At 54.3% G+C, this 26227-nt stretch carries 28 protein-coding genes and 1 other annotated feature; of the genes, 3 read left to right on the forward strand and 25 right to left on the reverse strand.

All coding sequences use genetic code 11. The annotated features are described in order from the left end of the window. Positions 1-3 precede the first annotated feature (3 nt). The 18 genes from KVT34_RS08705 to KVT34_RS08790 all read right to left on the reverse strand — a co-directional run bounded on the left by KVT34_RS08705 (position 4) and on the right by KVT34_RS08790 (position 14038). A complete protein-coding gene (locus tag KVT34_RS08705) occupies positions 4-285 on the reverse strand; it encodes a hypothetical protein (RefSeq protein ID WP_217558187.1) in 282 nt (93 codons plus the stop codon). A gap of 45 nt (positions 286-330) precedes the next feature. Then, the gene (locus KVT34_RS08710) at positions 331-777 is read right to left on the reverse strand and encodes a Spo0B domain-containing protein (RefSeq protein WP_217558188.1); all 447 of its coding nucleotides are present in this window, start codon (positions 775-777) and stop codon (positions 331-333) included. Between the two features lie 168 nt (positions 778-945). Next, on the reverse strand, positions 946-1257 hold the full coding sequence (rpmA, locus tag KVT34_RS08715; RefSeq protein WP_009675465.1) for a 50S ribosomal protein L27: 312 nt from the start codon (positions 1255-1257) through the stop codon (positions 946-948). 4 nt (positions 1258-1261) lie between these two features. Next, positions 1262-1609 (reverse strand): ribosomal-processing cysteine protease Prp, encoded by a 348-nt coding sequence (locus tag KVT34_RS08720; RefSeq protein WP_217558189.1) that lies wholly within the window; start codon positions 1607-1609, stop codon positions 1262-1264. Positions 1610-1620: 11 nt separating this feature from the next. Beyond that, positions 1621-1932: a 50S ribosomal protein L21 gene (gene rplU / locus KVT34_RS08725; protein WP_009675460.1), complete on the reverse strand. Its 312-nt coding sequence runs from the start codon at positions 1930-1932 to the stop codon at positions 1621-1623. Between the two features lie 13 nt (positions 1933-1945). Beyond that, positions 1946-2039: a sequence feature (ribosomal protein L21 leader region), on the reverse strand. A 410-nt stretch (positions 2040-2449) separates the two neighbouring features. Then, positions 2450-3613, reverse strand: coding sequence for an Rne/Rng family ribonuclease (locus KVT34_RS08730; protein WP_217558190.1), 1164 nt, complete (start codon positions 3611-3613; stop codon positions 2450-2452). A 142-nt stretch (positions 3614-3755) separates the two neighbouring features. Further along, positions 3756-4631: a M50 family metallopeptidase gene (locus tag KVT34_RS08735; protein WP_254634649.1), complete on the reverse strand. Its 876-nt coding sequence runs from the start codon at positions 4629-4631 to the stop codon at positions 3756-3758. Next, positions 4624-5559: a M23 family metallopeptidase gene (locus KVT34_RS08740; protein ID WP_217558191.1), complete on the reverse strand. Its 936-nt coding sequence runs from the start codon at positions 5557-5559 to the stop codon at positions 4624-4626. The genes KVT34_RS08735 and KVT34_RS08740 overlap by 8 nt, the downstream gene beginning before the upstream one ends. Before the next feature lie 95 nt (positions 5560-5654). After that, positions 5655-6803 (reverse strand): FtsW/RodA/SpoVE family cell cycle protein, encoded by a 1149-nt coding sequence (locus tag KVT34_RS08745; RefSeq protein WP_217558192.1) that lies wholly within the window; start codon positions 6801-6803, stop codon positions 5655-5657. A gap of 7 nt (positions 6804-6810) precedes the next feature. After that, on the reverse strand, positions 6811-7605 hold the full coding sequence (gene minD, locus KVT34_RS08750; protein ID WP_217558194.1) for a septum site-determining protein MinD: 795 nt from the start codon (positions 7603-7605) through the stop codon (positions 6811-6813). 63 nt (positions 7606-7668) lie between these two features. Beyond that, positions 7669-8337, reverse strand: coding sequence for a septum site-determining protein MinC (locus KVT34_RS08755; protein WP_254634650.1), 669 nt, complete (start codon positions 8335-8337; stop codon positions 7669-7671). A gap of 54 nt (positions 8338-8391) precedes the next feature. After that, positions 8392-8919 (reverse strand): rod shape-determining protein MreD, encoded by a 528-nt coding sequence (mreD, locus tag KVT34_RS08760; protein WP_217558195.1) that lies wholly within the window; start codon positions 8917-8919, stop codon positions 8392-8394. 2 nt (positions 8920-8921) lie between these two features. Further along, the gene (gene mreC, locus KVT34_RS08765; RefSeq protein WP_217558540.1) at positions 8922-9800 is read right to left on the reverse strand and encodes a rod shape-determining protein MreC; all 879 of its coding nucleotides are present in this window, start codon (positions 9798-9800) and stop codon (positions 8922-8924) included. A 33-nt stretch (positions 9801-9833) separates the two neighbouring features. Continuing rightward, positions 9834-10865, reverse strand: coding sequence for a rod shape-determining protein (locus tag KVT34_RS08770; protein WP_009672964.1), 1032 nt, complete (start codon positions 10863-10865; stop codon positions 9834-9836). A 148-nt stretch (positions 10866-11013) separates the two neighbouring features. Further along, the gene (gene radC / locus KVT34_RS08775) at positions 11014-11703 is read right to left on the reverse strand and encodes a RadC family protein (protein WP_254634651.1); all 690 of its coding nucleotides are present in this window, start codon (positions 11701-11703) and stop codon (positions 11014-11016) included. An 854-nt stretch (positions 11704-12557) separates the two neighbouring features. Beyond that, on the reverse strand, positions 12558-13013 hold the full coding sequence (locus KVT34_RS08780; protein ID WP_042230469.1) for an RrF2 family transcriptional regulator: 456 nt from the start codon (positions 13011-13013) through the stop codon (positions 12558-12560). An 86-nt stretch (positions 13014-13099) separates the two neighbouring features. Continuing rightward, positions 13100-13726, reverse strand: a complete 627-nt coding sequence (locus KVT34_RS08785; protein ID WP_217558196.1) for a Maf family protein — start codon at positions 13724-13726, stop codon at positions 13100-13102. Positions 13727-13795: 69 nt separating this feature from the next. Continuing rightward, complete coding sequence (locus tag KVT34_RS08790) at positions 13796-14038, reverse strand: DUF4321 domain-containing protein (protein WP_009672966.1); 243 nt, start codon at positions 14036-14038, stop codon at positions 13796-13798. Positions 14039-14187: 149 nt separating this feature from the next. Between KVT34_RS08790 and KVT34_RS08795 the strand changes: the two genes are divergently transcribed. After that, a complete protein-coding gene (locus KVT34_RS08795; RefSeq protein ID WP_217558197.1) occupies positions 14188-15396 on the forward strand; it encodes an N-acetylmuramoyl-L-alanine amidase in 1209 nt (402 codons plus the stop codon). Between the two features lie 60 nt (positions 15397-15456). On the opposite strand, the gene KVT34_RS08800 is transcribed toward KVT34_RS08795, so the two are convergent. Next, entirely contained in the window at positions 15457-17292 is a 1836-nt protein-coding gene (locus KVT34_RS08800) for an SPOR domain-containing protein (RefSeq protein ID WP_217558198.1), read from the reverse strand. A 152-nt stretch (positions 17293-17444) separates the two neighbouring features. Between KVT34_RS08800 and KVT34_RS08805 the strand changes: the two genes are divergently transcribed. After that, positions 17445-17759 carry a hypothetical protein gene (locus KVT34_RS08805; RefSeq protein WP_217558199.1) on the forward strand — a complete coding sequence of 105 codons (315 nt, stop codon included), beginning with the start codon at positions 17445-17447 and terminating at the stop codon, positions 17757-17759. A 130-nt stretch (positions 17760-17889) separates the two neighbouring features. On the opposite strand, the gene murC is transcribed toward KVT34_RS08805, so the two are convergent. The 3 genes from murC to KVT34_RS08820 all read right to left on the reverse strand — a co-directional run bounded on the left by murC (position 17890) and on the right by KVT34_RS08820 (position 23406). Next, positions 17890-19275: a UDP-N-acetylmuramate--L-alanine ligase gene (murC, locus tag KVT34_RS08810; protein ID WP_217558200.1), complete on the reverse strand. Its 1386-nt coding sequence runs from the start codon at positions 19273-19275 to the stop codon at positions 17890-17892. Between the two features lie 8 nt (positions 19276-19283). Further along, the gene (locus KVT34_RS08815) at positions 19284-20660 is read right to left on the reverse strand and encodes a bifunctional folylpolyglutamate synthase/dihydrofolate synthase (protein ID WP_217558202.1); all 1377 of its coding nucleotides are present in this window, start codon (positions 20658-20660) and stop codon (positions 19284-19286) included. A 79-nt stretch (positions 20661-20739) separates the two neighbouring features. After that, on the reverse strand, positions 20740-23406 hold the full coding sequence (locus KVT34_RS08820; RefSeq protein ID WP_217558203.1) for a valine--tRNA ligase: 2667 nt from the start codon (positions 23404-23406) through the stop codon (positions 20740-20742). Between the two features lie 498 nt (positions 23407-23904). Here KVT34_RS08820 and KVT34_RS08825 point away from each other — a divergent pair, with 498 nt between their 5' ends. Further along, the gene (locus KVT34_RS08825; RefSeq protein ID WP_009672975.1) at positions 23905-24069 is read left to right on the forward strand and encodes a hypothetical protein; all 165 of its coding nucleotides are present in this window, start codon (positions 23905-23907) and stop codon (positions 24067-24069) included. Between the two features lie 69 nt (positions 24070-24138). On the opposite strand, the gene KVT34_RS08830 is transcribed toward KVT34_RS08825, so the two are convergent. The 3 genes from KVT34_RS08830 to KVT34_RS08840 are packed head-to-tail and all read right to left on the reverse strand — an operon-like array spanning position 24139 to position 26217. Next, positions 24139-24987 carry a hypothetical protein gene (locus KVT34_RS08830; RefSeq protein WP_217558204.1) on the reverse strand — a complete coding sequence of 283 codons (849 nt, stop codon included), beginning with the start codon at positions 24985-24987 and terminating at the stop codon, positions 24139-24141. Positions 24988-25030: 43 nt separating this feature from the next. Then, positions 25031-25729 carry a hypothetical protein gene (locus tag KVT34_RS08835; RefSeq protein ID WP_217558205.1) on the reverse strand — a complete coding sequence of 233 codons (699 nt, stop codon included), beginning with the start codon at positions 25727-25729 and terminating at the stop codon, positions 25031-25033. Further along, positions 25726-26217, reverse strand: coding sequence for a VanZ family protein (locus tag KVT34_RS08840; RefSeq protein ID WP_217558206.1), 492 nt, complete (start codon positions 26215-26217; stop codon positions 25726-25728). The genes KVT34_RS08835 and KVT34_RS08840 overlap by 4 nt, the downstream gene beginning before the upstream one ends. Positions 26218-26227: the final 10 nt, after the last annotated feature.

The following is a 26227-nucleotide window of genomic DNA, read 5'->3' on the forward strand; positions in this document are numbered from 1 at the left end:
GCATCACACCTCAACTGATGTCCGGTAAGGCAGCCGCAGGGCGAGGGCCGCCTCCTGTTCCTGATAGTCATTTTGTTCCACAACCGCAGCCAAGGTACGGCCTGTCCCCAATTCCAATGCGAGCGACAAAGCCTCTTCCAGTAGGCCCCGGTTATACGGTCCCTGATATACAAAATCGAGCAGCAGCGAATCCTCTTCGGGGACGAGCTGCATACTGAGCATGCCGCCTTCTTCATTTTCTCCCGCTGACGCTTGTTTGAAACCTTCGATAAGCTCGGGAATCAACTTGCAGACGGCGTCGCCGTCCAGCGCCAGCTTGCGGATGTTGACCTACTGGTCAAGCTCGACCTCCAGCTTCATGTGCCTGCCTTCCGCTTTCGCGGTGAGCAAAAACACGATCAGACCCGGATCGCCCAGCTTGGCCATAAAGCTCTCATGCTGGAGCTTTCCCATCACACCGGCAACCACACCGTGAAGATGATCGTATTTCTTTAATTGAATATATCCAAGAAGCACCTGGATATCGTTCATCCAATCGTGGCGAAGATGATTGATCGTCAGAAGCATCTCTTGTTGAGCAAGCCGCTGAATCCGCGCACGCTCTTCTTCCGCCTCCTTAAGCTTCATCCGGTGCCGAATGTACAGAACCGCTGCAAAACATGCGGCAGTCACGACGCCCGCGGCCAGACGAAGCCCTGCCGTCAAAGGCACGGCAGCCAGCATTATCAAACCGAGCAGACCCAGCAAGGCTGCCGGTATCCACAACCTGTTCCCCATGTACGCATACGCTCCGTTTCCGACTTCCCATTAGCACATTATACCATTTCCGGTCCCAAAACGCATCCGCGCATAAATGGCTGCAGGTTCCGGTCGGATGCCTCTAAAAAGCAAGAAAGCCCCAGCAAACATAACGTCGCCAGGGCTGTACATGCATGAATTTTTAACTTATGCTTCTACAGTAGCCGCTACTGGAGCGGTTTCTACCGGGTAGACGCTAACTTTCTTGCGCTCACGACCCCAACGCTCGAACTTAACAACGCCTTCCACTTTAGCAAACAGAGTGTCATCGGAACCGATGCCCACATTGTTGCCCGGGTGAATTTTCGTTCCGCGCTGGCGCACGAGAATGCTGCCTGCGGTAACGGTTTGACCGTCTGCACGCTTAACGCCAAGGCGCTTTGCAATGCTGTCACGACCGTTCTTTGTGGAACCTACACCCTTCTTGGATGCGAACAGCTGAAGATCCAATTTCAACATGGTGTCAACCTCCTTCATTATAGGCTGTATGAATTGCTATATAGTCACTGTAGGAACTTGCAATAGTATGAAGCATCACGATCATAGATTCGATGATCAGCTGAACCTGAGCCATCTGTGCCGGTTCCGAATCAAGAGGAAGGATAACGTCAAGCCAGCCTTTCTCCATCTCTGTGCCCGGTACAACTCCGGTTAGCGTTTCGATCGAATTGACCGTCCCGACCGTAATGGCCGATACCGCGGCGCAGACAAGGTCTTTGCCGGGAACGTCGAATTCCGCATGGCCTTCGACCTGGTACGCTTCTATCGTAGGGTCTTGTTCAGACCGTCTGGAAACCGTAACGTGGATCATCTGATGGCCTCTTAAGCTTCGATTTTCTCGATTACGACTTTCGTGTACGGTTGACGATGACCTTGCTTACGACGGTAGTTCTTTTTCGCCTTGTACTTGTAAACGATGATTTTGCGTCCTTTGCCTTGTTTCTCGACTTTGCCGGAAACTTTAGCACCTTCTACGACTGGAGCTCCTACTTGAAGACCGTTGTCGCCAGAAACAACCAGAACACGGTCAAAAGTGACCACATCGCCTGCGCCGGCTTCCAACTTCTCGATGTAAAGAACATCGCCTTGTTGTACTTTGTATTGCTTGCCGCCTGTTTCAATAATTGCGTACATTTCGTTGCACCTCCTCATGTCTCAGACTCGCCAATATCCAGGTGACGTTCAGCGGCAGAGCCTCTGCCCGTGCTTCACAAACCCGATCCGTGCGGTTACAGCGCATGCCTAAGCAACGCACTCATAGTAGTATAGCAAAAGGGTTCGTCCTTTGCAACGTTTTATTCAACAGCTCCGGACGGCGATGCTCTCCTCTTATCTTTCCGACCGATTATGTCCCTAATCGGCAAAGTCTTGAAATCCCTCGCTCGATGCCGGAATCTTAAGCTGCACGTAAAACAAACCGGACGGCGAAAGTTTCCCGCTGTCCGGTTTTTATCCGTGTCTGTGCCGTATGCCGTGCCGATTACCGGATCAATCCCGTTTACGAGTACCGGATAGCGGCCGCTGTCATGCTAAAGGTTTTAACGTTTGATGGTACTGCTTGTTTGTACATAGTTCTTGTATACCGTGCAAAATTCAGGCCCCGGCAGCCGGTATGGCGCCACAAACGATAGAGGATTCATGTTGCGGATTCCTACTTGCGTTTGCGCGTTATTTCCAGCAGGCCGAGCTTCGTCCAGCCGAGGAGTATCGTTTTGGAGCGGTCCTTCTTGACCGCCTCCGCCATGCACTCCAGCACGCGGTCGCGGTGCGCGGACTGCTCCATGTCGATGAAATCGACAATGATAATGCCGCGCAAATTGCGCAGCCGCAGCAGCCGCGGAATCTCGGCGGCTGCTTCCATGTTCGTGCGGAACACGGTCTGCTCCAGGGACGAAGTCCCTGTGAACCTTCCCGTGTTCACGTCAATGACCGTCAGCGCCTCCGTCGGGTCGATGACGAGATAGCCTCCGCTCGGCAGCCACACTTTGCGGCGCTGCGAGCGGGAAAGCTCTTCGGCGATGCCGAACCGCTCGAAGAGCGGTGTATCGCCGCCGTCCAGGCGGACGCGCGCCGCAAGCTCCGGGCTGCGCTGCCGCAGCAGCCCCTGCAGCTCCGCGCGGACGGCTTCGTCGTCTACCCAGATCTCGAGCACGTCCTCCGTGATCACATCCCGCGCAAGGCGCGGGAGCAGCTCGAGATCCTGGTAGATGCAGGCCGGCGCCGCGCCGGCCTCCGCTCTCTGCTCGATCACCGCCCACAGCTCGCGGAGATCGAGCAGGTCGCGGCGCAGCTCCTCTTCGCTGCGCCCCTCGGACACTGTGCGGAGGATGAGCCCTTCTTCTCCGCAGCGGAGGCTGTCCGCCACCTGCTTCAGGCGGACTTTCTCCTCTTCCGCTTCGATTTTGCGGGAGACGGCCGTGTACCCCGCTCCGGGCATGTACACCAGCCAGCGGCCCGGAATGGAATAATGGGTCGTAACACGCGCCCCTTTGGACCCTTCCGGTTCTTTGACAACCTGAACAAGCACCCGTTGGCCCGGCTGAAGAAGATCCCCGATAGGCGGTTTCGTCTTAGGCTGCTTCTGCATGTTCACAGGCAGCACGTCATCTATGTATAAAAAAGCGTTCTTATCCAATCCGATATCTACAAATGCCGCCTGCATGCCAGGCAGTACGTTTACGACACGGCCGATGTAAATGCTTCCGGCACGCTGCGTCTCGCTAGGATGCTGAGCCTCGTGTTCCACGAGCTTGCGATCTTCGAGCAGAGCCGCCTGAAGCGAAGCCGCCTCGCAGCTTACGATCAGTTGTTTCATGGCGTTCACCCCACCATTATTGTACATGAAGGAGCAAAATTTCGCACTTTACTGAATAAAAGCAGGAAAGCGAGCCGGACACCGAAACCCCGCACATTAGGGTGAAAAAGTTAGGAAACGGCAGGTCGGTCCGTTTTTCCTTTCAAGGAAGCAGCTCGGAAACCGTACACGAACGGTTTTTGTGTGTCAAATAAGTATCGACCACCTGCTGCTCCGGAAGGATGCCTTCGATCGTTCCCCGGCTGCCCATCACGTAGACGGGATGATATTTTTCACGCATAAAAAGCTTCACCACTTCTCCGACCTTCCGCTGCCTTGCGACCGCAATGGGCCTTGCTTGCGTTCCCTTCTGCATGAGGCGCTCCGTATTCGCTTCGCGGTTCATCAAAAACCGGAGAAAATAAAAAGGCAGATGCCTGCGGCTCACCCAATTTTGATAGAGCAGAAACAAACCGACGATAAGGACGTTCATGTGAATCTGTCCCGTCCCTGCCGGCCAAATGGCGATGACGGTCATCATCAACCCGAGTACGATAGACACCCAGACTGTGCACACCAGGGTGCGCCGGTAAGGCAAGCCCATGCTGAGCAGCCCCTGCAGCAGTTTTCCCCCGTCAAGCGGCAAAACGGGCAGCAAATTAAATAAGGCGATAACCGCGTTGATTTCGATAAAATAGGACCACCATTCCGGGTCCCCCGCTTCGAGGAAACGGCAGAGGAAGCCGAGGGCGATCAGCCAGAGATGTTGGAGCGGTCCCGCGAGCGCGACGATCATTTCTTCCCGCAGTGGAACCGATGCCAGCTCGTCGACGACAAGTACACCTCCGAACGGCAGCAGGCGAACCTCCCGCACCCTCCAGCCGAAAGCGGCCGCGGCTCCGAAATGACCGAGCTCATGGAGAAAAACGATGCCAAACAACGTGGCCGATTCCAAAAAATGTCCGGTCGCCAGTGAAAGCAGCATCACCATTGTAAAAAGGGGATGAAAGCGGAAACGTACCTGCAGCAAGTTATTCAAACGGGATCACACCCGCCGGATCCACGTAGCGGCTTTCCTTTTGGACGGCAAAATAGAGAAGCCCTTTGTCGCTCTTGCTGTCTCTGGACACTTGACCGATCGCTTCGCCCCCTTTGATCCAGTCGTTGACCTCGACGCGGGACTGCTCGATCTGCCCGTACTCGGACTGCAGGCCACCCGGATGGCGGATGATGATCGTGTAGCCTGTCTCGTCTTTGGGTCCCGCAAAGGTGACTTGTCCCGCATCAAGTGCGTACACGGGGGTGTGAGGCTCGGCCGCCACGCTTACGAAGGGCTTGTCAGCCGTGTAGGTCTCGTGGATTTTTCCTTTGAGGGGGACAAAATAGGAGCGTTTCTGGGCATCCGCCTTAACAGCCGGATTTTCTTCGTCCGAATGAAAAGCCGGAATAAAGGAAGGCGCCCCGGCAAACGTGTTCTGATACCAGGCCGACAGCTGCTGAAAATCGAGCGGTTCGCGGAGAGCCGTCGTGACAATCCCTTTCCCGCGTTCGATCAAGGGATGCTGAAGCTGAAACATGCCCCAGATAAGACCGAACAGCATGGCGCTGGCGACCAACTGCCGCAGAAACCGGATACGGTAAGGGATACGAGGGTGATATCCACCCCCGTCTCCATCATCCCGATCCGGGGCGCCGGATCCCCGGGCATAGTAAGAGGCGGGAAGCTGAAGCTCGCGCTGCATTTTTTGCTTCCATACATATTCGGGGTCGTTCCATCTGTCGTCAAACTCTTGATCCCGGCGGGCTAAAGGCAGAATGTCAAGCGCCGGTTCCACCTCCGAAGACGGATTCCCAAAGGGCAAAAGTTCGCTTGACTGCCGGTGACGAGGGGCTTTACCCGAGGGGCTTTCCTGCAGCTTCCTGATTTTTTCCAGTCTGCGCTGGCGCACATTATGCTTGTTCTCCATGACTTAACCTCCTGTGAGGCGGGGCTTGTTTACTACAGCATATGAGCGGCTTGTACGAAATATGAGCATACAAAAAACAGGCCCCACAGGCCTGTTTATTTATCGTCTTCTATGGCATGATCATGGATTTTAACGCTTAGTACCATTCCTATACAGAGCATGTTGATTAACAAAGATGTCCCCCCATAGCTGATAAAAGGAAGCGTAATACCGGTCAAAGGCATCAAACCTATCAACATACCGATATTCTCAAATATCTGGAAGACATACATGGCTACAACTCCGACAACCAGATAGGAACCGATTCGATTCTTACTTTGAATGGCGATCAGAATCATCCTATAAATAAGGAAAAAGTAAAGCATCAGAAGCACGGCTGCACCGCGGAACCCGAATTCTTCACCAACCACGACAAAGATGGAATCCGAATAAGCATACGGAATGAAGTTGGAGTGAATGGAGCTTCCGTTCAAGTAACCTTCACCCGTCAAGCCGCCGGAACCGATCGCCCTGAAGGAATTTTCCATTTGATAGCGGTCGTTCAAGCTTGCCGTAGCCGGATCTAAAAACGTATCAATCCGCTTGAACCAATGTTTTTTAAAATGGAAATTATCAATCAAATACCCACTGATTTCTTTCGGATGCATCGAATAAAAGTAGAAGAATACAAACAGGCCGCCACCGAAAACGATAAGACCGATGAGCGCATGAGAATATTTAACGTTCCCTATCCAAAGCATTCCGATAAGAACCCCAATCAGGATGATCGCATTTCCCAAGTCGGGTTGAATAAAGACTAAAGCAAAAGGAAGTAAGGTTAATAATCCCATCGGGATCACATCTTTAAAGAGTTGGAGGTCTTCTTCATTTTTTTTGCGGAGCCAGGCAGCAAGTGCAATGATGACACATAGCTTACAAAGCTCGGCCGGCTGAAAAAGGAAGTCCCCTATTTGGATCCATCCGCTCGCCCCATTGATGGCTTCTACTTTAAGTACAAAAACAAGCAGCCCGATGCTGATCAAATAAGGAAAGATCCAAAACCGGATAAGGAGTCTATAATCCAAAAAGCTGCAAGCGGTTAGGGCGAATAAAGCAATAACGTAAATGATGATCGTTTTCGTCCAATTTACATTAATGTTAGGGTCGTCAATATCCGCGCTGTATACCAAAAAGGAACTGATAGTAATTAATACCATCAGTAAAAAAATGATGGTCAAATCTAACTTTTTTAATTTGGCAAGCATATCGCACTCATCCTAATTTAAAAAACTTTTTCAATTTAGCCAGCATACCCGGCTTTTCGTCAAGCGGCATAAGCGGGACCGATTCACCAAGTATGCGTCGTGCGACATTGCGGTAAGCGATGGCTGCCCGTGAAGTCGGATTCATCACGGTCGGTTCGCCGGAATTCGCAGCCCTAATAACATGCTCGTCATCCGGCACGATTCCGAGAAGGTCGATGGCCAGTACGGAGCAGATCTCGTCGATATCAAGCATTTCGCCTTTTTTGACCATGTTCTGACGAATGCGGTTAATAATCAGTTTCGGAGCATGGATTTTCTCGTTCTCCAGCAGGCCGATAATCCGGTCCGCATCCCGGACGGCCGCATTCTCGGGGGTCGTGACGACAATCGCTTTGTCGGCTCCGGCCACCGCATTGCGGAAGCCCTGCTCGATTCCGGCAGGGCAGTCGATGATGACGAAATCGAAATCTTTTTTCAATTCCAGCACGATATCCTTGACGCTCTCCGGGGAAACGGCATGTTTGTCTTTGGTTTGTGCGGCCGGAAGCAGATACAGTTCTTCGAACCTCTTGTCCTTGATCAGCGCTTGAGGAAGCCTGCAGCGCCCTTCCACAACGTCAACCAGGTCATAAATGATCCGGTTCTCCAGCCCCATAACCACATCCAGGTTGCGCAGACCGATGTCGGTATCGACCATACATACTTTCTTGCCCTGCAGAGCGAGTGCTGTCCCCACATTGGCCGACGTGGTCGTTTTGCCGACGCCGCCTTTTCCGGAAGTGATAACGATTGCCTCTCCCATGGTATTCACTCCTCAGCGTTACGATAATTGCGTGCTGCCGGCTTGCAAAAGACCATCCGGCTATTAAGCAAGCACCATACGGTGCAGTCCGTTCAATTTATCAATTTCCATACGCCCGTCTTTGATATAGGCGTATTCCATAAATGCCTCCTGGAATCCCCATTCATCCGGAGGCCGGCTGATTACGCCGGCAATGCGCAGTTGAGTCGGACGCATATGGGACGCCGCAACGATCGCAGCCTCGTCCCCGTCCACACCCGCATGTGCCATTCCCCGCAAGGAACCCATGATGTAGATGCTGCCGGTGCACAGTATAGTGCCTCCGGGATTGACATCCCCCATGTACAGCAGATTGCCTTCATGGCTCAGTGTCTGTCCCGACCGGACCATGCCTTTAAGCATGGTAATGGGAGCAGCCGTTCCGACAAGCGGCTCCGGTTCATCGGATTCAATGGACTGAATGAGCAGGTTGCCCTTCTGTCCGATGATGGCGCGGATTTCTTCCTTCTCCTCGTCACTGACGCTGCGCTTACCGAGTCTGACATGAACACGCACGATAGGTCCGGTCAAAATGCGGTCGTGAGTGCTCTCCACCTTGTGCCGCAGTTCTTCCAGGACAGTCGCAAGCTCGCATGAATCGTCGAGAAGAAAGTTCAGGCCGTCTTTGACTCCTTTTATAATCACATGATGTTTACCTGCCGTCGCCATAAACGTTCCAACCTCCCACCCCATACAATTCGGCCTGCTGTCCGGGTTTTCCTGCCGGGTGAAAAAGAACGGTCAAAATTAATGTTCCGCTCTAGATCCTTGGCCTTGGAGGGCTTCCATAAGCTTGCGCATCGGAATGTATACCGCGAGCGCGAACAACATGTTGAACAGCACGCTCGGCAGCATAATATGGGTAAACGCAAACTGAAAATTCACCGTTACGATGTTAAATAAACGGTTGATTCCGAATTTGATAATCTCGAAAATAAGAACGCCGACTCCCATCGTCATCAAAGTAGTGAAAATAAGGTTCGTCTGCCTGCGGGGAAGAAGCCCCGCGACGTAACCGACCAGTCCGAATCCGAAGGAGTAGACGCCGAGTATGTGTCCGAAATAGACGAAATCGTGAAGCAGCCCGAAACCGAGGCCATACAGCAGTGCAGAATGCCGGTTTAAATAAAGTCCGATATACAAAATAATGATCAGCATGAAATTGGAAGAGATCCGGACGCTTTGCTGCCAGGAATCCGGAATCAGCCAATGAATGAGCGAGCCTTCCAATATGAGCAGCGAGAGCAGAATGAGCCAGAGCGAGTTGCGTACCATGGCTATTTCACCTCGGGTATTTCGATGATAAAGACTTCCCGGATATGTCTGAAATCAGCGAAAGGTTTGATCAACGCTTTCTGGGTAATCCCGAAATCCCCGGGCTCGCGGGATACGACCGTTCCTACCGGAATACCGCTTGGGAATACTTTGCCGATATCGGAGGTAATAACGGTGTCGCCGACCGCAAGCTTGTCGTTCTGATCGATTTTGTTCATCACGAGCAGGCCCTTTTCCTTGTCGTACGACTCAATGATCCCGTAAGATCCTTGGCCTTCGGCGGATTTGTATTCCTTGCCTTTGACGGTTGCGGAAATAGCGGGCGCCTTGTTGTTGGTATCGCTCAAATCCGTAAGAAGCTGCACATTGGAGGTGAATTCCGTTACGGTGAGCACCCGGCCGAGAAGACCGTCCACGTTAATAACGGCCATATTGGGCTTGATGCCGTCTTTCTCGCCCAGATTTACGGTGATGGTCCCGTTATAAGGGTCGGGACTTGCCGCAATCACGTCGGCAATCCGGTATTTATAATTGGACACTTGTTTCTGGCGCTCCGTGAACTCCAGAGCTTCTTTATACCGTTTGTTCTGATCTTCAAGCGCGTTCAGCTGCTGGGTAGCGAGTGCGTAGTCGGTCAGTCTTTTTTTCAAGATCTGATTCTCGTCATAGATGGTTTTAAGCTTGCCGACGTCCTCAAAGAAGCCCGCCACGCCCGCCGCGGGTCTGTAAAATACGCTCTGCGTCCAAGCGATCGAATCTTTCAGAAATTTTTCCGGCCAGTAAAATTTCGTCCGTCCGCTAAGCGTAAGCCCCATCAGAATGAAAAAACAGATGAGACCCACAAGCAGAACCATCAGCCTCTTGTTCCCCATGAATTTCAACAATTCAACACCTTCTCCGTCGGCACAGTCAGACTAGCGTCTGTATTTGGCGCCGGATTTGGCACCTTTGAACAGATGGATGTGATCCAGGGCGCGGCCGGTCCCGATGGCTACACAATCAAGCGGATTATCCGCCACGATAACCGGCATCCCGGTTTCGCCTGCAAGCAGTTTATCGAGATTGCGAAGCAGGGCTCCCCCGCCCGTCAGCACGATACCGCGATCCATAATGTCTGCGGCCAGCTCGGGAGGACATTTCTCCAGCGTCACTTTAACCGCGTCGATAATGGCGTTCACGGTGTCGGTCAACGCTTCCGTAATTTCGTCGGAAGTGACGGAAATCGTCTTCGGCAGACCTGTCACGAGGTCTCGGCCGCGGATTTCAAGAAATTCCGGCTGTTCCATCGGCAGGGCGGAGCCTACTTCCATTTTCAGCGTTTCCGCCGTGCGCTCCCCGATCATCAGGTTGTAGGTGCGCTTGATGTACTGAGTGATGGCTTCGTCCATCTCATCGCCCGCGATGCGAATGGAGCGGCTCGTCACGATCCCTCCGAGAGAAATAACGGCCACTTCGGTCGTACCGCCGCCGATGTCCACAACCATGCTTCCCGTCGGTTCCCAAACGGGTAGATCCGCGCCGATTGCGGCCGCGAACGGCTCCTCGATCGTATAAGCGTCACGTGCTCCGGCCTGCTTGGTCGCGTCTTCCACGGCGCGCTTCTCAACCGCCGTAATGCCGGAAGGTACGCAGACCATAACATTCGGATGGCGCTGGAACATGAAACGATCCTTCTGTGCCTGACGTAAGAAATAACGGATCATCGTGGCGGTCGTTTCGAAATCCGCGATTACGCCGTCTTTCATGGGACGAATGGCACGGATGTTACCTGGCGTACGTCCGATCATTTTCTTCGCGTTGTCGCCGACGGCCTCAATGGTTTTCGTATCCGTGCGGATGGCGACTACCGACGGCTCCCTCACGATAATTCCTTTGCCCTTCAAATACACCAATGTATTGGCAGTACCCAAATCGATACCTAAATCCTTTGTAAAACCTCCGAACATAATAAAACGGCTCCTTCCCAAAATCCATCTTCTGTCTGATTAACTGCTTAAATGGCAGCAAAAAATACCGACGGTTTATTGTTTCGTCATAGTTTTCGTAGTCATTGTCGAAATTAGGGGTCTTTCCACGAACATAATCTTTATTATATTACATATGACCATGCTCCTTCAAACTGACATAGCGGTCATCTCCGATGACAATATGATCGAGTACTTCGATCCCTATGATATCACCGGCCTCTGTCAGCCTGTGCGTAAGTTCAATGTCCTGTGGACTTGGCGTTGGATCCCCGCTGGGGTGGTTATGTACACAAACGATGGAGGCGCTGCTGCGCTGAATCGCGGCGCGGAAAACTTCGCGCGGATGCACAATGGAGGCGTTCAAACTTCCGATGGACAGCGTTTCGCGTCCGATGATGTGGTTTTTCGTATTGAGGAACAAACAAACGAAGTGTTCTTTCTGCAAATAGCGCAGTTCGTCCTTAAGCAGATCGAAAACATCAAACGGAGAGCGCACCGTCGTGATTTCTTCCGTGCGGGTCCGGGAAATTCGTCTTCCGAGCTCAATTCCGGCCATAATCTGGAGCGCCTTGGCGTCGCCTATCCCCTTGATTCGGACAAGCTCTTCCCGGCTGGCTTCCACTAGCCCCCGGAGTCCTCCCGTATCGGAAAGAATCCGCTGTGCGAGCGCCAAAGCAGACTCGGAATAGGTTCCCGTACGAACCAGGATAGCCAGCAGTTCGGCACTGCTTAGCGATGAAGCCCCAACCTGCATCATTCTTTCGCGGGGTCTCTCTTCCGGTGGAATTTCACGCAAGGTGACAATTGATGATATCATATATTCCCCTCTTCCGGTATGTTCTTAAGCCAATTTCCAACATTTCCTTTAAAACGGGCGCCGAACGTCCGAAAAACGCTGTCTGCCGGGCTTTTGCCGTCTTCGTTCAGCCGCTGTGAAGCCCGGTTTTAACTGGTGCATCCCCAATCAACCGTAGCGGGGTGACCAGAACGGAAACGCCTGTAAAATCGGTATAGATTATTCGTTTATACCTATGCGGTCAGTCTATAAAACCGCACAAAACCATACAAAGATCAGAGGGGCTGTTAAATAGGACGATTGAGGTCCTAAAAAAGTCTGCACACCTCGACAAAAAATACAAAGGATCGCTCAGAGGTAAGTATGCTAACGGCGGGTTTTGGTTTTGAGGATGGACTCAGAGGAATTTGTCTAACAGCAGGATTTAAAAGCCGATGTGCTTGGGAAGGCAGTAGTACAGGAAAGAACGGATCGGAAAACAAGATGCGTCAGCGAAGAAAAAAAATTAAAACGGAATGCGGGAGAGATAGACAGCAAGCAATAAACTCGCGAAGAAGAAAAGGGAATGGAAGGTAAAAAAACAAGGGCGCAGGGGCCCGAAAGCGGAAAGAAAGCGAAGTGCATGGAAGGGTAAAATCAAGCTTAGCCGTTCAACCTACTCGGCGAATGAGAATACGGCTAGGAAAGCAGTGGCCACCAAGACCCAAGAAGAGACAGGCGGACGGACCGGCAAAACGTCTCCCTGACGGAGAAATCGCGCCTTGTGAAAGCTGAGTCCGCGCCGCCCCGCAGCACCGGGTGTCTTTCCTCATGTATCGTTGCAATAAAGCGGACGCCTGCATGTCCTTGAACACTTAGCGTAGGCAGACGCCGCTTCAGGAAATCAGATTCTTCTCGGCATCGGCGGCTTTCTTCTCCGTCTCGTTCAAGGTACGGAGCATGCTGCCGATCGTCACGCCTTTCAAATATTGAATCATATTCTGTTCGGCTCCATCCAGCATGTTGTCCATCACATTCTGCATGTTCGCAGAAACAAGACAATCATTTCCCTGGTCGCCCGAACACCAGTTCGGTTTGAGGGTGCCGAGCGAAGTTAGCTGATAAATGTCGCCGAGCGTAATCTCATCCGGGTCGTGATTAAGAATAAATCCGCCCCCGCATCCTTCCTTAGTGCGAACAAATCCGGCTTTGCGCAGACAGCCCATAATTTTGCGGATGCGCGCGGAATGGGTGCAAACGTTGGAAGCAATATCATCGCTCGAAGCCATGTGTTCCGGCAAATGGGCAAGAAGCACCAGACTGTGCACGGCAATCGTAAATTCGCTGTTCATGACATAGCCCTCCTTTCTCCTGATGTTCTCTCTATTGTAGCAGAATCGGCTCTTAATGAAAACGGTTCAGGGCCGGGGGCATCCACTTAGATGACACGGATGCCGAAAGGCTCGAGCATCTCGCTCAGAAGAGACACCGGAAGACCGACGACATTGAAGTAGTCGCCTTCTATTCCCTCGATCAATGTGGCCCCGATCCCCTGAATCGCGTATGCTCCCGCCTTATCCGAAGGCTCGCCCGTCCCGATATACCGGAGAATCCGCTGCTCGTCCATCGCTTTCATCGTGACTTTCGTCCGGCGGTGGCTCACCGAAACATTCCTGCGGTCCGCGCTCAGACAGGCAACTCCGCTGAATACCTCGTGAGTCTGGCCCTGCAGAGCGGACAGCATGCGAAGAGCGTCCCGCTCGTCTCTGGGTTTGCCCAGCACTTCTCCGCCCAGGACCACAATCGTGTCGGACCCGATGACGACGGTTCTATCCGGCGCATACGAATCCGGTAGAGAGGCCGATACAGCCTCCGCTTTGCGCACGGCAAGCGTCTCGACGATCTCCCGGGGGCTCAGGTTCTTCTCCACGGTTTCATCCGCATCGCTGGCGATAATTTCAAAATCAAGCCCCATCCCTTTCAGCAGCTCCTGCCGTCTTGGCGAAGAGGATGCGAGAATCAGTTTAATGCCCTGCTCATAGGGCGCGCTGCCCGATCGGCTCATAGCGGTATGCCTCCACTTTTCTCTTAAAAATTTACTTTCGTCTTCTCACGGGCTATGTCTTCTCACGGGCTATACCTTGCGGTACAGCCAGAAAGCGGCTGCGAGGCCTATAATGCTGCACAAATTCAGTTTAATCTGCAAAAGGATATCATACTGGATGACCTGCAGGTCCGCTTTGGGCTGCCAGACGATATCCGTCGTTTTGGTCAGGAACGCCAGTGCTTTGACCGGTGCAAGCAGTTGTCCCACAATGATGCCGACGACAAGACCGATCACTAAAAACAGAACGAGGGTGAAGCCGTTTTTCTTCATCCGTTATCCTCTCTCTTCCCTTGTTTCTCCCTTATTATACGAAGCGACACGTCTGGCATCAATCCGAAAAAACAACAAATTGTAACATATTTCCGGCTTACTAACCTGGAAAGTCCCTGTACAATTGGAAACGGGAGGGGAAAAACAGGATGAAAAAAACTACAAAATTAGCAGGGCTGACCCTCGCGCTTCTGCTGGTCTTTCCTTACGAGGCGATGGCCTACAAGGTTGTCGTCGATCCCGGTCACGGGGGAAAAGATCCGGGAGCCATCGGTGTAAACGGTCTCAATGAAAAAACGGTCAACCTCGACGTTTCTCTGAAGCTCCGCGACGAGCTCAAGAAAAAGGGCGTTGATGTCGTGATGACCCGAGCGGACGACCGTTATTTGTCCCTTGACGAGCGAGTTCAATTTACAAACGCCCAGAACGCGGACGTTTTCGTATCCGTGCATGCCAATTCAAATCCGAGCTCAGCCGCGAACGGATCGCAGGTGCTGTATTACGACAGCCGCTATCCCCAGGACGATTATCCCGCCAGTCCGGAAATGGAAGCCCTTACACCTTCCAGCAGGCTGCTGGCCCAAAAGGTGTTAAGTTCCGTTCTGTCACAAACCGGACTGAAGGATCAAGGCCTGGTTCCGAGCGCGGTTTATGTCGTCCGCAAAGGAAAAATCCCGAGCATCCTTGTCGAAACCGGCTTTTTGAGCAATAAAAAAGAAGCGGATTTACTGGCCGATCCGGCATTCCGCACCAAAATGGCAAAAGCGATCGCAGACGGTGTCGTCTCTTACCAGCCGCCGGTTTTCCCGGATACGGCCGGGCACTGGGCACGCGAAGCCATCCTGCGCATCAAAGACAAAGGCTGGATGGAAGGCATCGGAAACAATTTCGAACCTAATCGGGCGCTGACACGCGCGGAATTCGTAACCGTGATGGACCGCGTCTTCGGTTTCGACGGCCTGCTCGGAACGGAAAATTCCGCATCCGCACCCGCTTTCAGCGATTTGAAATCTACCCAGTGGTCCTATTCCGTGATGACAAAAGCCGTCCGCCTCGGACTCCTCGACGGATACGCGGATCATACCGTACGACCGAACCAGGCGATCACCCGCGGCGAGGTATCCGCTATTCTTCAGCGGCTTCGCGAAATGAAAGGCACGCCGACTTTAACGCCGCCGTCCGGGCAGGACGTTTTCTCCGATGTTCCCGCTTCCATGTGGTGCGCCGGCGCCGTCTATACGCTGACGAAGGCCGGTATCGTCGACGGGACAAGCCCTACGGAATTTAAACCGAACCGTTACATAACCCGGGCGGAGATTGCCGTCATGATGGACCGCTACTCCAAGCTTCAGCCCTAAAACCGACACGGCCTGCGAATTCGCAGGCCGTGTTTTTGCGTGATGGAGCGGCGGTTTGAGCTACGCCGATGCGGCCGTCAGCTGCTGCATCAGGCGCTTCTCGGCGACGACGTACTGCATCAGCGCCTCCTGGGTCTCGGCCAGAAGCGGGGCGGACGGCGACTTGCCGTACTCGCCGAGCTTCGCCACCGCCTTGGCGAGAGCCGCGTTCATCTCCTCGACCTGCGGCTTGGCCGCGTCGGGGATTCCCGCGGCTACCGCCGGCTGCAGAGCCGCCCACGCCTTGGCGGCGGCGTCAAGCGGCTGCAGCGAAGCCGCGTCGAGCGTGCCCGGCGAAGCCTCCGCCATCTTCGCGGCGGAGAGGCTGCCGGCCGTGCCGGCGACCTTCGCGCCCTGCGCGAGATAATCCGCGAGCGGCTGGGCGCTGCCGCTCTTCCAGTACACCTTGCCGACGGCGGGAAGATCGAGCGGCTTCGCGAAGACTTCGATTTTCTTGGCGGCAAGGGCTGTTTTCAGCTTCGCGGCGTCCTCTTTGCTCCCGGCGAGTCCGACGTACACCGTCGTCTTCGTGCCGGGTTCCGCCACCGCCGCGGCGCCTTTGCCCCGCGCGTCGGCGCGGGCGGTCTCCGCGCTCTGCGGCGTGCTGAAGATGCCGTTCTGCAGCACGGTGTAGGAGCGCGCCGGGATGGAGGCCGCCGCAGTCGGCCCTCCGACCGGCGTGGCGGCAGCGGCCGTGCCCGCCGACGGAGCGGAAGCGCCTGGGGCGGCCGGGGCGGAGGCATCCGGCTTCAGCGGCGTGACGGCCCCGGGGCTCGGCTGGACCTGGGCTGTCGCGGCAGGACCCGCGTCAATCGTGATCGGCTTCTCCGCCCCTCCCGAGAACATGGAAAGGACAAAATAGCCGAAGGCCGCCCCGGTTACCATCGCTCCCGCAACGGATGTGGCGACGCGCAAAAAGCCGCCGCCGCCCGAACGGGAAATCCGCACGCCCGATTTTACGGGCTCCTCCCAATGCAGCCGGTTGTACGGGTCTTCGTAAACGGGCTCTCTGCGGTATTCTGCCCCTTCGCCTTCGTAATAGGCGGGCGGACTCCGCCTCTGCCCCGAATGTGGCGCTTCCGCAAGCTGCCGGTCTTGAAAGCTCCTCTCTTCCGAGGAGGACCTAAACCTTCTGTCCCTCGTATCTTGCACACCGTTGTATCCGGAACGCGTATAGCCGTCATCCTCACGCTCGTCTTCTTGAGCGGCACGGAGGCTGTTATAGCCGGGCAGGGAGGCCGTCCCGTGATCGATAAAGCCGCTTGGATCCTCCGGCCAGCCGAGGTTTGGCGGAAGCGGATAGCGTTCTTCGCGTCCCCGTTCACCTGAATTATCGCGCTCCACGGCCCGATTCTCCCGAAACCGGTAATCCGTATATTCGTCCTCCCGCTCGGACGGCCCCTCAAAGTCCCTCATCTGCCTTGCGGCCGTTTCCTCGTCTCTACGTTCCCCGTACGCGGTCCGGTCCAAATTCTCGTATTCCTGTCTTCTTTCTTTTTCTTCCCTGAAACGTTCATTGATCGTGCTCTCAAAATAACCTGAATCTCCCCGGTAACCCGGTTCGGATTCCCGGATAAGTTTGGCGATCCGTTCCGTTTCGGCATCATAAGGACTTTGCCATGTACCGAAGTCGGCCGTATATTCATTCAGTCCTTCCCGATTCCGGGGTCCCGCTTCCGTGTCCCTCCGGTTTTGCCGGGCTTTTTGCGCTCTATCCGCCTCCGCGTCTCTCCAAAGAGCTTCCGAAACCGAAAACTCCTCTTTCGTTAAAGGTATAACTTTACCGCCCGATTTATCTTCTTTACGGTTTGTCCGGTCGCTTCCGTCTATACGGTAAGAAATTCTCGCTTTATTCATACGGCCCATCTCCTTATCCGCGTTCTGCTATCAGCCTATGAACGAAAGCGGAAAAATATGTCCGGGCCTCTGAAAATTTTACTAGAGTGGGAATTTTCCATATCGTGGTATATGCTATAAGGATGAAGCGGATAAACGGAGGTACCCGAATCATGGCCCCGATCAACAAAAGAAACTCTTTGCTGCTTGCAAGTATACTCGCCGTCTTGGGCTTTATCGCTCTTGCGTCAAATCTGACAGGGTCTAACCCATCCACTACTCTGTACGTATTTAATCCCCATGTTCCTTTGACCGAGGAGCAGCTTAAAGGGCTCGGTATCGACGTAATCTCTTACAATCCGCCTATGGATAAGTTTAAAATCACGTCGTATCCTACATACGTTCTAGTAAAAACCAAAACACAGGAGCTAATAGGGATAACTAACGATTTTACGGAACTAGAGAGATGGAGAAAGAAAAACAACTAGCCGTTTATCTCGCGAAACGCTTCCCTTCCCGGCCACCTTATTCCCCCATAAAAAAACCTCCCGTCAGCGCAGGCTGAGGAAGGTTTTCGTACTGGAGCGTGCAGTATATTTTGTTATGTTAAACACTTCTTTACTCCGCCTCATAGCGGGCGCGAAGTGTTTTGGCGAGACCGTCCGCCGTTTTCCAAATGTCTCCGGCTCCCATCGTGATCACGAGGTCACCCGGTTTAACGCGGTCCGTCAAGTAGACTTCCGCTTCGCCGCGGGTCGGGATATAAGTGACGTTCGGATTGCTGTTCTTGCGGATCAGTTCGACGAGCTTCTCGGAGCTGATGCCTTCGATCTGCTTCTCCCCGGCGGGTGAGTAGATGTCGGTGATCAGCACCTCGTCCGCCTCTTTGAACGCATGGCTGAACTGCTCGAATAAGTAAAACGTACGCGTATAGCGCTGGGGCTGGAACACCGCGATAAGATGCTTGCCGGTCGCTTTGGCCGCAGAGATCGTCGCCTCGATTTCCGTAGGATGATGGGCGTAATCGTCGATTACGAGAATGTCGTTCACTTCGCCCAGCACCTGAAATCTCCGTTTGGCGCCGCGGAATTCGTAGATCGCCTCGGCGATCTGGTCAAAGGTAAGGCCCGCTTCCAGACACGTAATCAGCGTAGCCAGCGCATTGTATACGTTGTGCCGGCCGGGAACCGACAAGCGCAGCTTGCCGAGCGTCTCGCCGCCGCGGCGAACGTTGAAGGACACTTTCCGGTCGCCCAGCTCGATATCCGTCGCCACATAGTCGGCATCCCGGTCGATGGCGTAAGTAAGGGTTTCGCTTTTGATCTGCGGAAGCATGCCCCGCAAATATTCGTCATCGAGACAAATGATCGCCTTGCCGTCTTCTCTCACCTGGCTGAGGAACTGGGCATAGGCTTTTTTCAGATTCTCGAAATCTCCGTCATAGTTTTCCAGATGATCCGCTTCGATGTTATTCACAAGGGCAAGCGTCGGATGATACTGCAGGAAAGTGCCGTCGCTCTCGTCCGCTTCAGCTACGACGTAGTCGCCTTTGCCCGCTTTGGCATTCGAGCCGATGTTCATGATTTCGCCGCCGATGATATACGTCGGATCTGTTCCGCAGTGCTCCATCACAAGCGCGATCATGGAAGAGGTGGTCGTTTTGCCGTGCGCTCCGGCTACCGCGATGCCTTTGCGCTCATTCATCAATCTCGCCAGCATTTGCGAGCGGTGAATGACCGGAATGTTCTGCTCTCCGGCCGCGACCATTTCCACATTGTCCTTGGACAACGCCGTGGAGTAGACCACGAGGTCCGCTCCGTTCACGTTCTGAGCTTCATGCCCGATATAGACGCGGGCGCCTTTGGCCCGAAGCTTCTCAGTCAGTTCCTGCTGGGCCAGATCGGAGCCGGATACCTGATAACCCATTTCCAGCATCACTTTGGCGATCGCACTCATACCGTAGCCGCCGATGCCGATAAAATGCACGTGTTCTGGAGTATTCAATGTCGTTCTCACCATCCTTTTTCAGAGTCGGTCGTGTATAAGAGCCAAGAACGAACATCAGAAATCAGGTAGAGCGTGCCGGATACGACCGCCAGATCATCCTGTCCCGTTCGCTGCTTCAGTTGTTCCAGGGCTTTTTTCCAATCCGGTTCCACCACGATATCGATATCCCGGTTCACGTCCAGTTCCCGGAGGGTCTCCCGGGCCCGGTCGGCCAGACGGGATGCATTTTCTTTTTTATGAAAATCCGGTTCCGTAAGGATAAGCGTATCCACCATTGGTAGTATATGCCTGAAATAGCCGGGTTGATTCTTCGTGGACAACATGCCGGCCATCAAATGCAGTTTCTTGTAGGAATACGTGTCATTCAGTGCGGCGGCCAGCGTTTGCGCTCCCTCGGGATTATGGGCTCCGTCCAGCAGAATCCGCGGATTGTCGGAAACCATTTCAAGGCGGCCGGGCCACTGCGTTTCGCTCATGGCTGCGAAAAGATCTTCGTCGTCCACGATTAGCGCGTTATACTGGCGCAAGACTTCGAGCGTCATCAGCGCCGCGGCGGCATTTTTCAATTGGTGCGCCCCGTTAAGGGAAACCGGCACGTTCTCGATCGAACGGAACGGACCCGTGAAGTTCAGCTTCTGGCCGTCCAGTTCCGTGGATACGGGCTCGTAGGTAAACTGCTTGCCCAAGAGATAAACCGTTGTGCGTTTGCTCTTCGCATCCCGGATAAACAGTTCCGCAAGCTCGGGCTGTTCCACGGTCGTAACCAGGGGTACGCCCGGCTTAATGATGCCCGCCTTCTCAAGCGCCACCTGCTCCAGTGTATCGCCGAGAATATCCATATGATCGTGGCCGATGTTCGTGATAACGGAGATGACCGGCGATACGATGTTGGTGCAGTCAAGACGGCCGCCGAGTCCCACTTCCAGAACGACATAATCCGGGAACGTGACTGTGCCGAAATACAAGAGCGCGAGCGCCGTGCAAATTTCGAACATCGACGGGGAACCGAGCTCGGTCTCTTCCAGTTCGTCGGCGATCGGTTTCAGCCGGTTCGCCAGAAGCAGCAGATCTTCTTCTTCAATATCTTGACCGTTATACTGTATACGGTTCGTAAACTTTTCGAGATATGGGGACGTAAAGGTTCCGACATCGTATCCACTGCGGATAAGCACCTTCGTCAGAAAGGCGCAGGTCGAGCCTTTGCCGTTCGTGCCGCCGACGTGTATGAACTTCAGTCTCCGGTGAGGATGACCGAGTTTCTCCATCAGCAGGTCCATTCGTTGGAGTCCGGGTTTGATGCCGACCGGCACGAGACCGGTGATCCAGTTCACTGCTTCGGTATAAGTCTTGAACGGGGAAGCCTCTTGTGTGTATTGTTCCATGACTATCATCCCTTTAATTGATGTGAATCGCGGTGCTCCTCGTCAAACCGGACGGGGCGCACCGCGATATAATGCAGGCTTAGGCTTTCAGTTCGGCCAGACGGGCAACGACTTTGTCGCGCTTATCCGCGTAGTCGGCCATTTTCGCTTTTTCTTCTTCTATAACCTTGGCCGGGGCTTTGGCGATAAAGCCTTCGTTCGAAAGCTTCTTCTCGATCCGGGTCACTTCCCCGATGAGCGTCTGCATTTCTTTCTCCAGGCGGGCCACTTCCTGAGCGATATCGATAAGTCCCGCGAGCGGCAGGAACAGCTCCGCTCCCGTCACGACAGCCGTCATCGCCTTATCCGGCGACGCGAGTTCCGCGGAAATGCTCAGCTCCGAGGTGCTGCAGAAACGGCGGAGATACTCTTCGTTGCGGGAAAGAATTGTCTCTGCGTCCTGGCCGGAAGGCTTGACGAGCAGCTCGATCTTCTTGCTCATCGGAACGTTTACTTCCGCACGGATGTTGCGCACGGCGCGGATAATGTCCATGAGCAGCTCCATTTCGCGCACCGCTTCCGGCGCTTCGAACTGGTCATCGTACACCGGCCAGGCGGCCAGCGTAATCGTATCGCCTTCGTGAGGCAGATGCTGCCAGATTTCTTCCGAAATAAACGGCATAAACGGGTGAATCAGGCGCTGCGTCCGGTCAAGTACATAGGCCAGCACGGATTTCGTCGTTTTCTTGGCCGCTTCGTCCTCCCCGTAGAGGGAAAGTTTGCTGAATTCGATGTACCAGTCGCACAGATCGTCCCAAATGAAGTTATACAGCAGACGGCCGGTTTCGCCGAATTCGTATTGGTCGATCAGACGCGTTACATCGCGTGCCGTTTCGTTCAGACGGTGCAGAATCCAGCGGTCGGCCGTTCCGAGCTTGCCGCTCAGGTCGATGTCCGCGGCCGTGAATCCTTCGAGGTTCATCAGCGCGAAACGCGAAGCGTTCCAGATCTTGTTCGCGAAGTTGCGCGTCTGCTCCACGCGCTCGATGCGGAAGCGCAAATCCTGTCCCGGCGTGCTCGAAGTCGAAAGCATATACCGCATCGCATCCGCGCCGTATTTCTCGATAATTTCCAGAGGATCGACGCCGTTGCCGAGCGATTTGGACATTTTGCGGCCTTCCGCGTCGCGGATGAGGCCGTGCAGCAGCACGTCCTTGAACGGAACCTGGTCCGTAAATTCCAAGCCGCTGAAAATCATCCGCGCGACCCAGAAATATATAATGTCATAGCCGGTGACGAGTACGTTCGTCGGATAGTAGCGCTGCAGATCTTCCGTCTGCTCCGGCCAGCCGAGCGTGGAGAACGGCCAGAGCGCGGAGGAGAACCACGTATCCAGGACGTCGTCATCCTGACGGATATTTTCACTTCCGCAGTGCTCGCAGGCATGAGCGTCCTGCTGAGCGACGGTCACCTCGCCGCAGTCCGCGCAATACCAGGCCGGAATGCGGTGTCCCCACCAGAGCTGGCGGGAAATGCACCAGTCGCGTACATTTTCGATCCACTGCAGGTAGATTTTCTCGAAACGGTCCGGAACGAAGTTGACGCCGGTGCCGTTCTTCTGCGCTTCAATGGCACGTTCGGCAAGCGGCTGCATTTTCACGAACCACTGTGTGGACAAGTAAGGCTCCACAACAGCGCCGCTGCGCTCGCTGTGTCCGACCTGGTGGACGTGTTCCTCGATTTTGACGAGGACGCCCTGCTCCTGCAGGTCGGCGACGATTTTCTTGCGGCAGTCCGCACGGTCCAGTCCCTGGTAAGGGCCCGCGTTAGCGTTCATCGTACCGGATTCGTCCATCACGAGAATTTGCGGCAGGTCGTGGCGCTTGCCCACTTCAAAGTCGTTCGGATCGTGCGCCGGCGTGATTTTAACCGCTCCGCTTCCGAAGTCTTTCTCGACGTACTCGTCGGCGATAACCGGAATCTCACGGCCTACCACCGGCAGCACGAGCATTTTTCCGATCATGTGCTTGTAACGCTCGTCTTCCGGATGAACGGCAACGGCCGTATCGCCAAGCATCGTTTCCGGACGGGTAGTCGCTACCGTAATGGAGCCGCTGCCGTCTTTGAGCGGATACACGAGGTGGTACAGGCTGCCCTGGATTTCTTTATATTCAACCTCGATGTCGGACAAAGCGGTCCGCGCTTTCGGGTCCCAGTTGATAATATATTTGCCGCGGTAAATCAGGCCCTTGTTGTACAGGCTTACGAAAACTTCACGTACGGCTTTGGACAAACCTTCGTCGAGCGTAAACCGTTCACGGGAATAATCGAGGGAAAAGCCCATTTTCGCCCACTGCTCGCGGATGGTTTCGGCGTACAGGTCTTTCCATTCCCACACTTTCTCCAAGAACTTCTCCCGTCCGAGGTCGTAGCGGGAAAGCCCTTCCTCGCGCAGCTTTTGCTCCACCTTGGTTTGTGTGGCGATACCCGCGTGGTCGGAGCCCGGAAGCCAGAGCGCGTCATAGCCCTGCATCCGCTTCGTGCGCACCAGAATATCCTGCAGCGTAAAATCGAGCGCGTGGCCCAGGTGCAGCATGCCCGTTACGTTCGGCGGCGGGATTACAATCGTATAGGTCTCCGCGTCCGGACGCTGTCCTGCACGGAAAAATCCGTTAGAAATCCAGTAATCGTACCATTTTTTCTCGCTTTGCGAGGGATCGTAGGTTGTCGGCATGGATACCGAGTTTTTATCGCTTGTTTCTGCCATAGTCCATTTCCTCCATTCAAGTACCTTGCGCAGCTGCTCCAGCTAACAAAAAAATCCCTTCGCCGCAAAGGACGAAAGGATGTGCTTCCGTGGTACCACCTTCATTTCACGCCTGCTCCCGAAACGAGCGGAACGTGACACTTGAGACGCATATAACGGTGCGGGCCGGTTCACGCTAAACTTCGCCGCCTTAAAGCGAACGAGTGCTCACGCAAACAACTCCGGGGCGACTTCGAACGGCCGTTTATCTCCCTGTGGAACCTTCCAGCGCTGCAATTCCACTCTCTGAAGGGCTCGCCGTCTACTACTCCCCATCCACGTCGATTCAACGTAATAAAAAATGTTTGTAAAGCAAACCGTTAAATTACACTTTATAATAAACCAAACGGACCAAAAACGTCAATCTTTTCAATCCGAAAAGGACTATTACCCATCATAACCAAGGAGGCGCCCGCATAAACTGATAGCGGAAATTTTTATGACCGGAGGGGGATACTCATGCAAAAATGGTGGTGGAAAACCCGGTTCACCGTTCGGGGCGTGCTTTTCCCGCTCATCTGCATTCAGTTTGTCCGCACGCTGATTTTTCCCAACGGCCTGGATGTCTTTCTCTTGTTCGTTCTGTTTCTGGCCTATCTTGGTTTTCTTCTGGACGTGTATTAATAATAGTAGGTTTACGAAAAACGGCACGGAAAAACCGGCAACGCTTATCGCGTCACCGGCCGTTCCCGCTTACTTCACAATGTTATCCAGCAGCATGCGGCCCGTCTCCATCTGAATATCGTACTCACGCTGATATTCTTGGATAATGTCCGTGCTGAAGCCTTCATTCTGAAGCGTATTTTGGGCACTGCCCACAATATCCTTGAAATCGGACACGCACTGGGCGAAGCGCTCGGAAGCTTCCTTATAAAGAGTCGATTTCTGGTGCGTTGTCGTCGCCTGCGCAAACTGCATCGCGTAAGAAACGAGGTCACGTTGGCACGCCGCTTTCAGCGCATTCAGCTTCCGGATCGTTTCTTTATTGATGGAATCATACCGGTCGTCACGGTCTTTGCCGCCGTTGCCGTTGTTGCCTTGGCCATTGCCGTTGTTGCCTTGGCCATTGCCGTTGTTGCCTTGGCCGTTGCCGTTGTTGCCCTGGCCGTTGCCGTTGTTACCCTGGCCATTGCCGTTGTTGCCCTGGCCGTTGCCGTTGTTGCCCTGGCCGTTGCCCTTGTTGCCTTGGCCGTTGCCGTTGTTGCCTTGGCCGTTGCCGTTGTTGCCCTGGCCGTTGCCGTTGTTACCCTGGCCATTGCCGTTGTTGCCCTGGCCGTTGCCGGAATCCGGAGCAGGTGTCGGGACCGGCGTCGGGTCTGGTTTAGGTTCAGGCTTAGGGACAGGAAACTTCTGATTGCCGCCCGTAAGAATCGGGAGCAGATATTCATTCAGGAAGCCCCACACATTGTTGGCAAGCTGATCAAAACTCGCGCGGGCGTTCTGATTCATCGCCGCTTGCGCATTCGCCTGACCCGGCTGGAAAGCCGGGGACAACAGAGCCAGCAACAGTGCGGCCACGAGCGCTTTATTTAACTTTTTCACAATTTCACTCTCCTCTTGGCGGGCGTTCTGACAAAACCGCAGCTCACTCGTTAACGGATTGCTGATACGACTTGCCTTTGCTCAGGCCATATTTGCCCGCAATGGCAATCAGTTCGTTATACTCGCTTTCGCTCAGCCTGGCCATGATGATCGCTTTCGCCTTTTTCTTTTCTTCGCGTGACACGCCGTCCTTCATCAGGAGGCTTAGCTGCTTGATATCGCTTGCCTGCAGCCGCTTCAGCAGAACGGTTGTAATCTTCATCCGCTCCGACCAGGAAATCTCCCCGCTTAGGCGCTCGGCCCGGTCCGCCGGTATGGCTGCCGGATCTTTGGAGCGGCTTTTCGCGCTTCCGCTGCCGCTGCCGCTTCCGTCGCTGTCCTCCGCCGATCCGGCTGCCTGATGCCCGGCCTTTCCCGGGGCCGGACGGGCGGGCGGCGCCGCAGACGCAGGAGCTTTCCCGCTGCCCGGCACGGCTTTTACGCCCGGGAAAGCCTCCTGCGGACGGGAGCCGTCCGGCGCACCCGCAACGGGCGAAGCCAGAGCTCCGCCACCCGGAACCGGGCGGCCGTCCGGCGCTTCCTTGCCCGCAGCGTCGGCTTCGGCGTCTGCCTGCCCGTCACTGAAGGAGGCCGCCGTCCGGATCATTTCATCCGAAATCCGGACGGCCGCAAAACTCCCGGCCATTCCCGCTAAAAGGATGCCTGTCCCCACCCAAAGGAACAAGCGGCGTCGTTTGTTCATCTCCCGGCCTCCCGTCTTTTAATCAGGCTGCTTGTCCGCCAAAGCCGAATCCCCCAAGGCACCGCCCACACGGCTGCCGATAATCCCGCCAAGCCTCCGGCTGTATCCAAGACAACGTCCTGTATTGCACTGGTACGCATAGCTGCGGCCGATTGAACCCATTCATCCCCCATCGCAATCACGACGACATACAGCAGGGTAAAGATCATCCGCTTCCTCCGCCGGCTCCTCCAGAATGAAAGAGCTTGATACGCAAGTGCGGCAAGTACGGCATAAACAACCAGATGGGCCGTTTTACGAAAAATAAATTCGATGAACCGCATCGGATCGGACTGAGCCCGGATAATCGTATGATGGTAGCTCACCGTCACCTGCGGGATATAGTCATGAATCTCCTCCTTTGTGAAAAGTTTATGCAATAAAGGCTGTATGCTCTGCTCGCGAAACGATTGATGAGACCAATGGAAGACGAGCAGCGTCCACAGCAATACAGGCAGC

This window comes from Paenibacillus sp. GbtcB18, assembly GCF_019091125.1.
GTDB classification, from domain to species: Bacteria; Bacillota; Bacilli; order Paenibacillales; family NBRC-103111; genus Paenibacillus_F; species Paenibacillus_F chitinolyticus.

Coding starts and splice junctions, on each gene's coding strand:
- radC (WP_254634651.1), bottom strand. CDS start 11,703: ATGATATCATCAATTGTCACCTTGCGTGAAATTCCACCGGAAGAGAGA.
- KVT34_RS08770 (WP_009672964.1), bottom strand. CDS start 10,865: ATGTTCGGAGGTTTTACAAAGGATTTAGGTATCGATTTGGGTACTGCC.
- KVT34_RS08780 (WP_042230469.1), bottom strand. CDS start 13,013: ATGAACAGCGAATTTACGATTGCCGTGCACAGTCTGGTGCTTCTTGCC.
- KVT34_RS08785 (WP_217558196.1), bottom strand. CDS start 13,726: ATGAGCCGATCGGGCAGCGCGCCCTATGAGCAGGGCATTAAACTGATT.
- KVT34_RS08800 (WP_217558198.1), bottom strand. CDS start 17,292: ATGAATAAAGCGAGAATTTCTTACCGTATAGACGGAAGCGACCGGACA.
- rplU (WP_009675460.1), bottom strand. CDS start 1,932: ATGTACGCAATTATTGAAACAGGCGGCAAGCAATACAAAGTACAACAA.
- mreD (WP_217558195.1), bottom strand. CDS start 8,919: ATGGTACGCAACTCGCTCTGGCTCATTCTGCTCTCGCTGCTCATATTG.
- KVT34_RS08820 (WP_217558203.1), bottom strand. CDS start 23,406: ATGGCAGAAACAAGCGATAAAAACTCGGTATCCATGCCGACAACCTAC.
- KVT34_RS08795 (WP_217558197.1), top strand. CDS start 14,188: ATGAAAAAAACTACAAAATTAGCAGGGCTGACCCTCGCGCTTCTGCTG.
- minD (WP_217558194.1), bottom strand. CDS start 7,605: ATGGGAGAGGCAATCGTTATCACTTCCGGAAAAGGCGGCGTCGGCAAA.
- KVT34_RS08790 (WP_009672966.1), bottom strand. CDS start 14,038: ATGAAGAAAAACGGCTTCACCCTCGTTCTGTTTTTAGTGATCGGTCTT.
- KVT34_RS08755 (WP_254634650.1), bottom strand. CDS start 8,337: ATGGGGTGGGAGGTTGGAACGTTTATGGCGACGGCAGGTAAACATCAT.
- KVT34_RS08730 (WP_217558190.1), bottom strand. CDS start 3,613: ATGAAACAACTGATCGTAAGCTGCGAGGCGGCTTCGCTTCAGGCGGCT.
- KVT34_RS08815 (WP_217558202.1), bottom strand. CDS start 20,660: ATGGAACAATACACACAAGAGGCTTCCCCGTTCAAGACTTATACCGAA.
- KVT34_RS08710 (WP_217558188.1), bottom strand. CDS start 777: ATGGGGAACAGGTTGTGGATACCGGCAGCCTTGCTGGGTCTGCTCGGT.
- rpmA (WP_009675465.1), bottom strand. CDS start 1,257: ATGTTGAAATTGGATCTTCAGCTGTTCGCATCCAAGAAGGGTGTAGGT.
- KVT34_RS08825 (WP_009672975.1), top strand. CDS start 23,905: ATGCAAAAATGGTGGTGGAAAACCCGGTTCACCGTTCGGGGCGTGCTT.
- KVT34_RS08835 (WP_217558205.1), bottom strand. CDS start 25,729: ATGAACAAACGACGCCGCTTGTTCCTTTGGGTGGGGACAGGCATCCTT.
- KVT34_RS08805 (WP_217558199.1), top strand. CDS start 17,445: ATGGCCCCGATCAACAAAAGAAACTCTTTGCTGCTTGCAAGTATACTC.
- KVT34_RS08740 (WP_217558191.1), bottom strand. CDS start 5,559: ATGGAGAACAAGCATAATGTGCGCCAGCGCAGACTGGAAAAAATCAGG.
- KVT34_RS08720 (WP_217558189.1), bottom strand. CDS start 1,609: ATGATCCACGTTACGGTTTCCAGACGGTCTGAACAAGACCCTACGATA.
- KVT34_RS08745 (WP_217558192.1), bottom strand. CDS start 6,803: ATGCTTGCCAAATTAAAAAAGTTAGATTTGACCATCATTTTTTTACTG.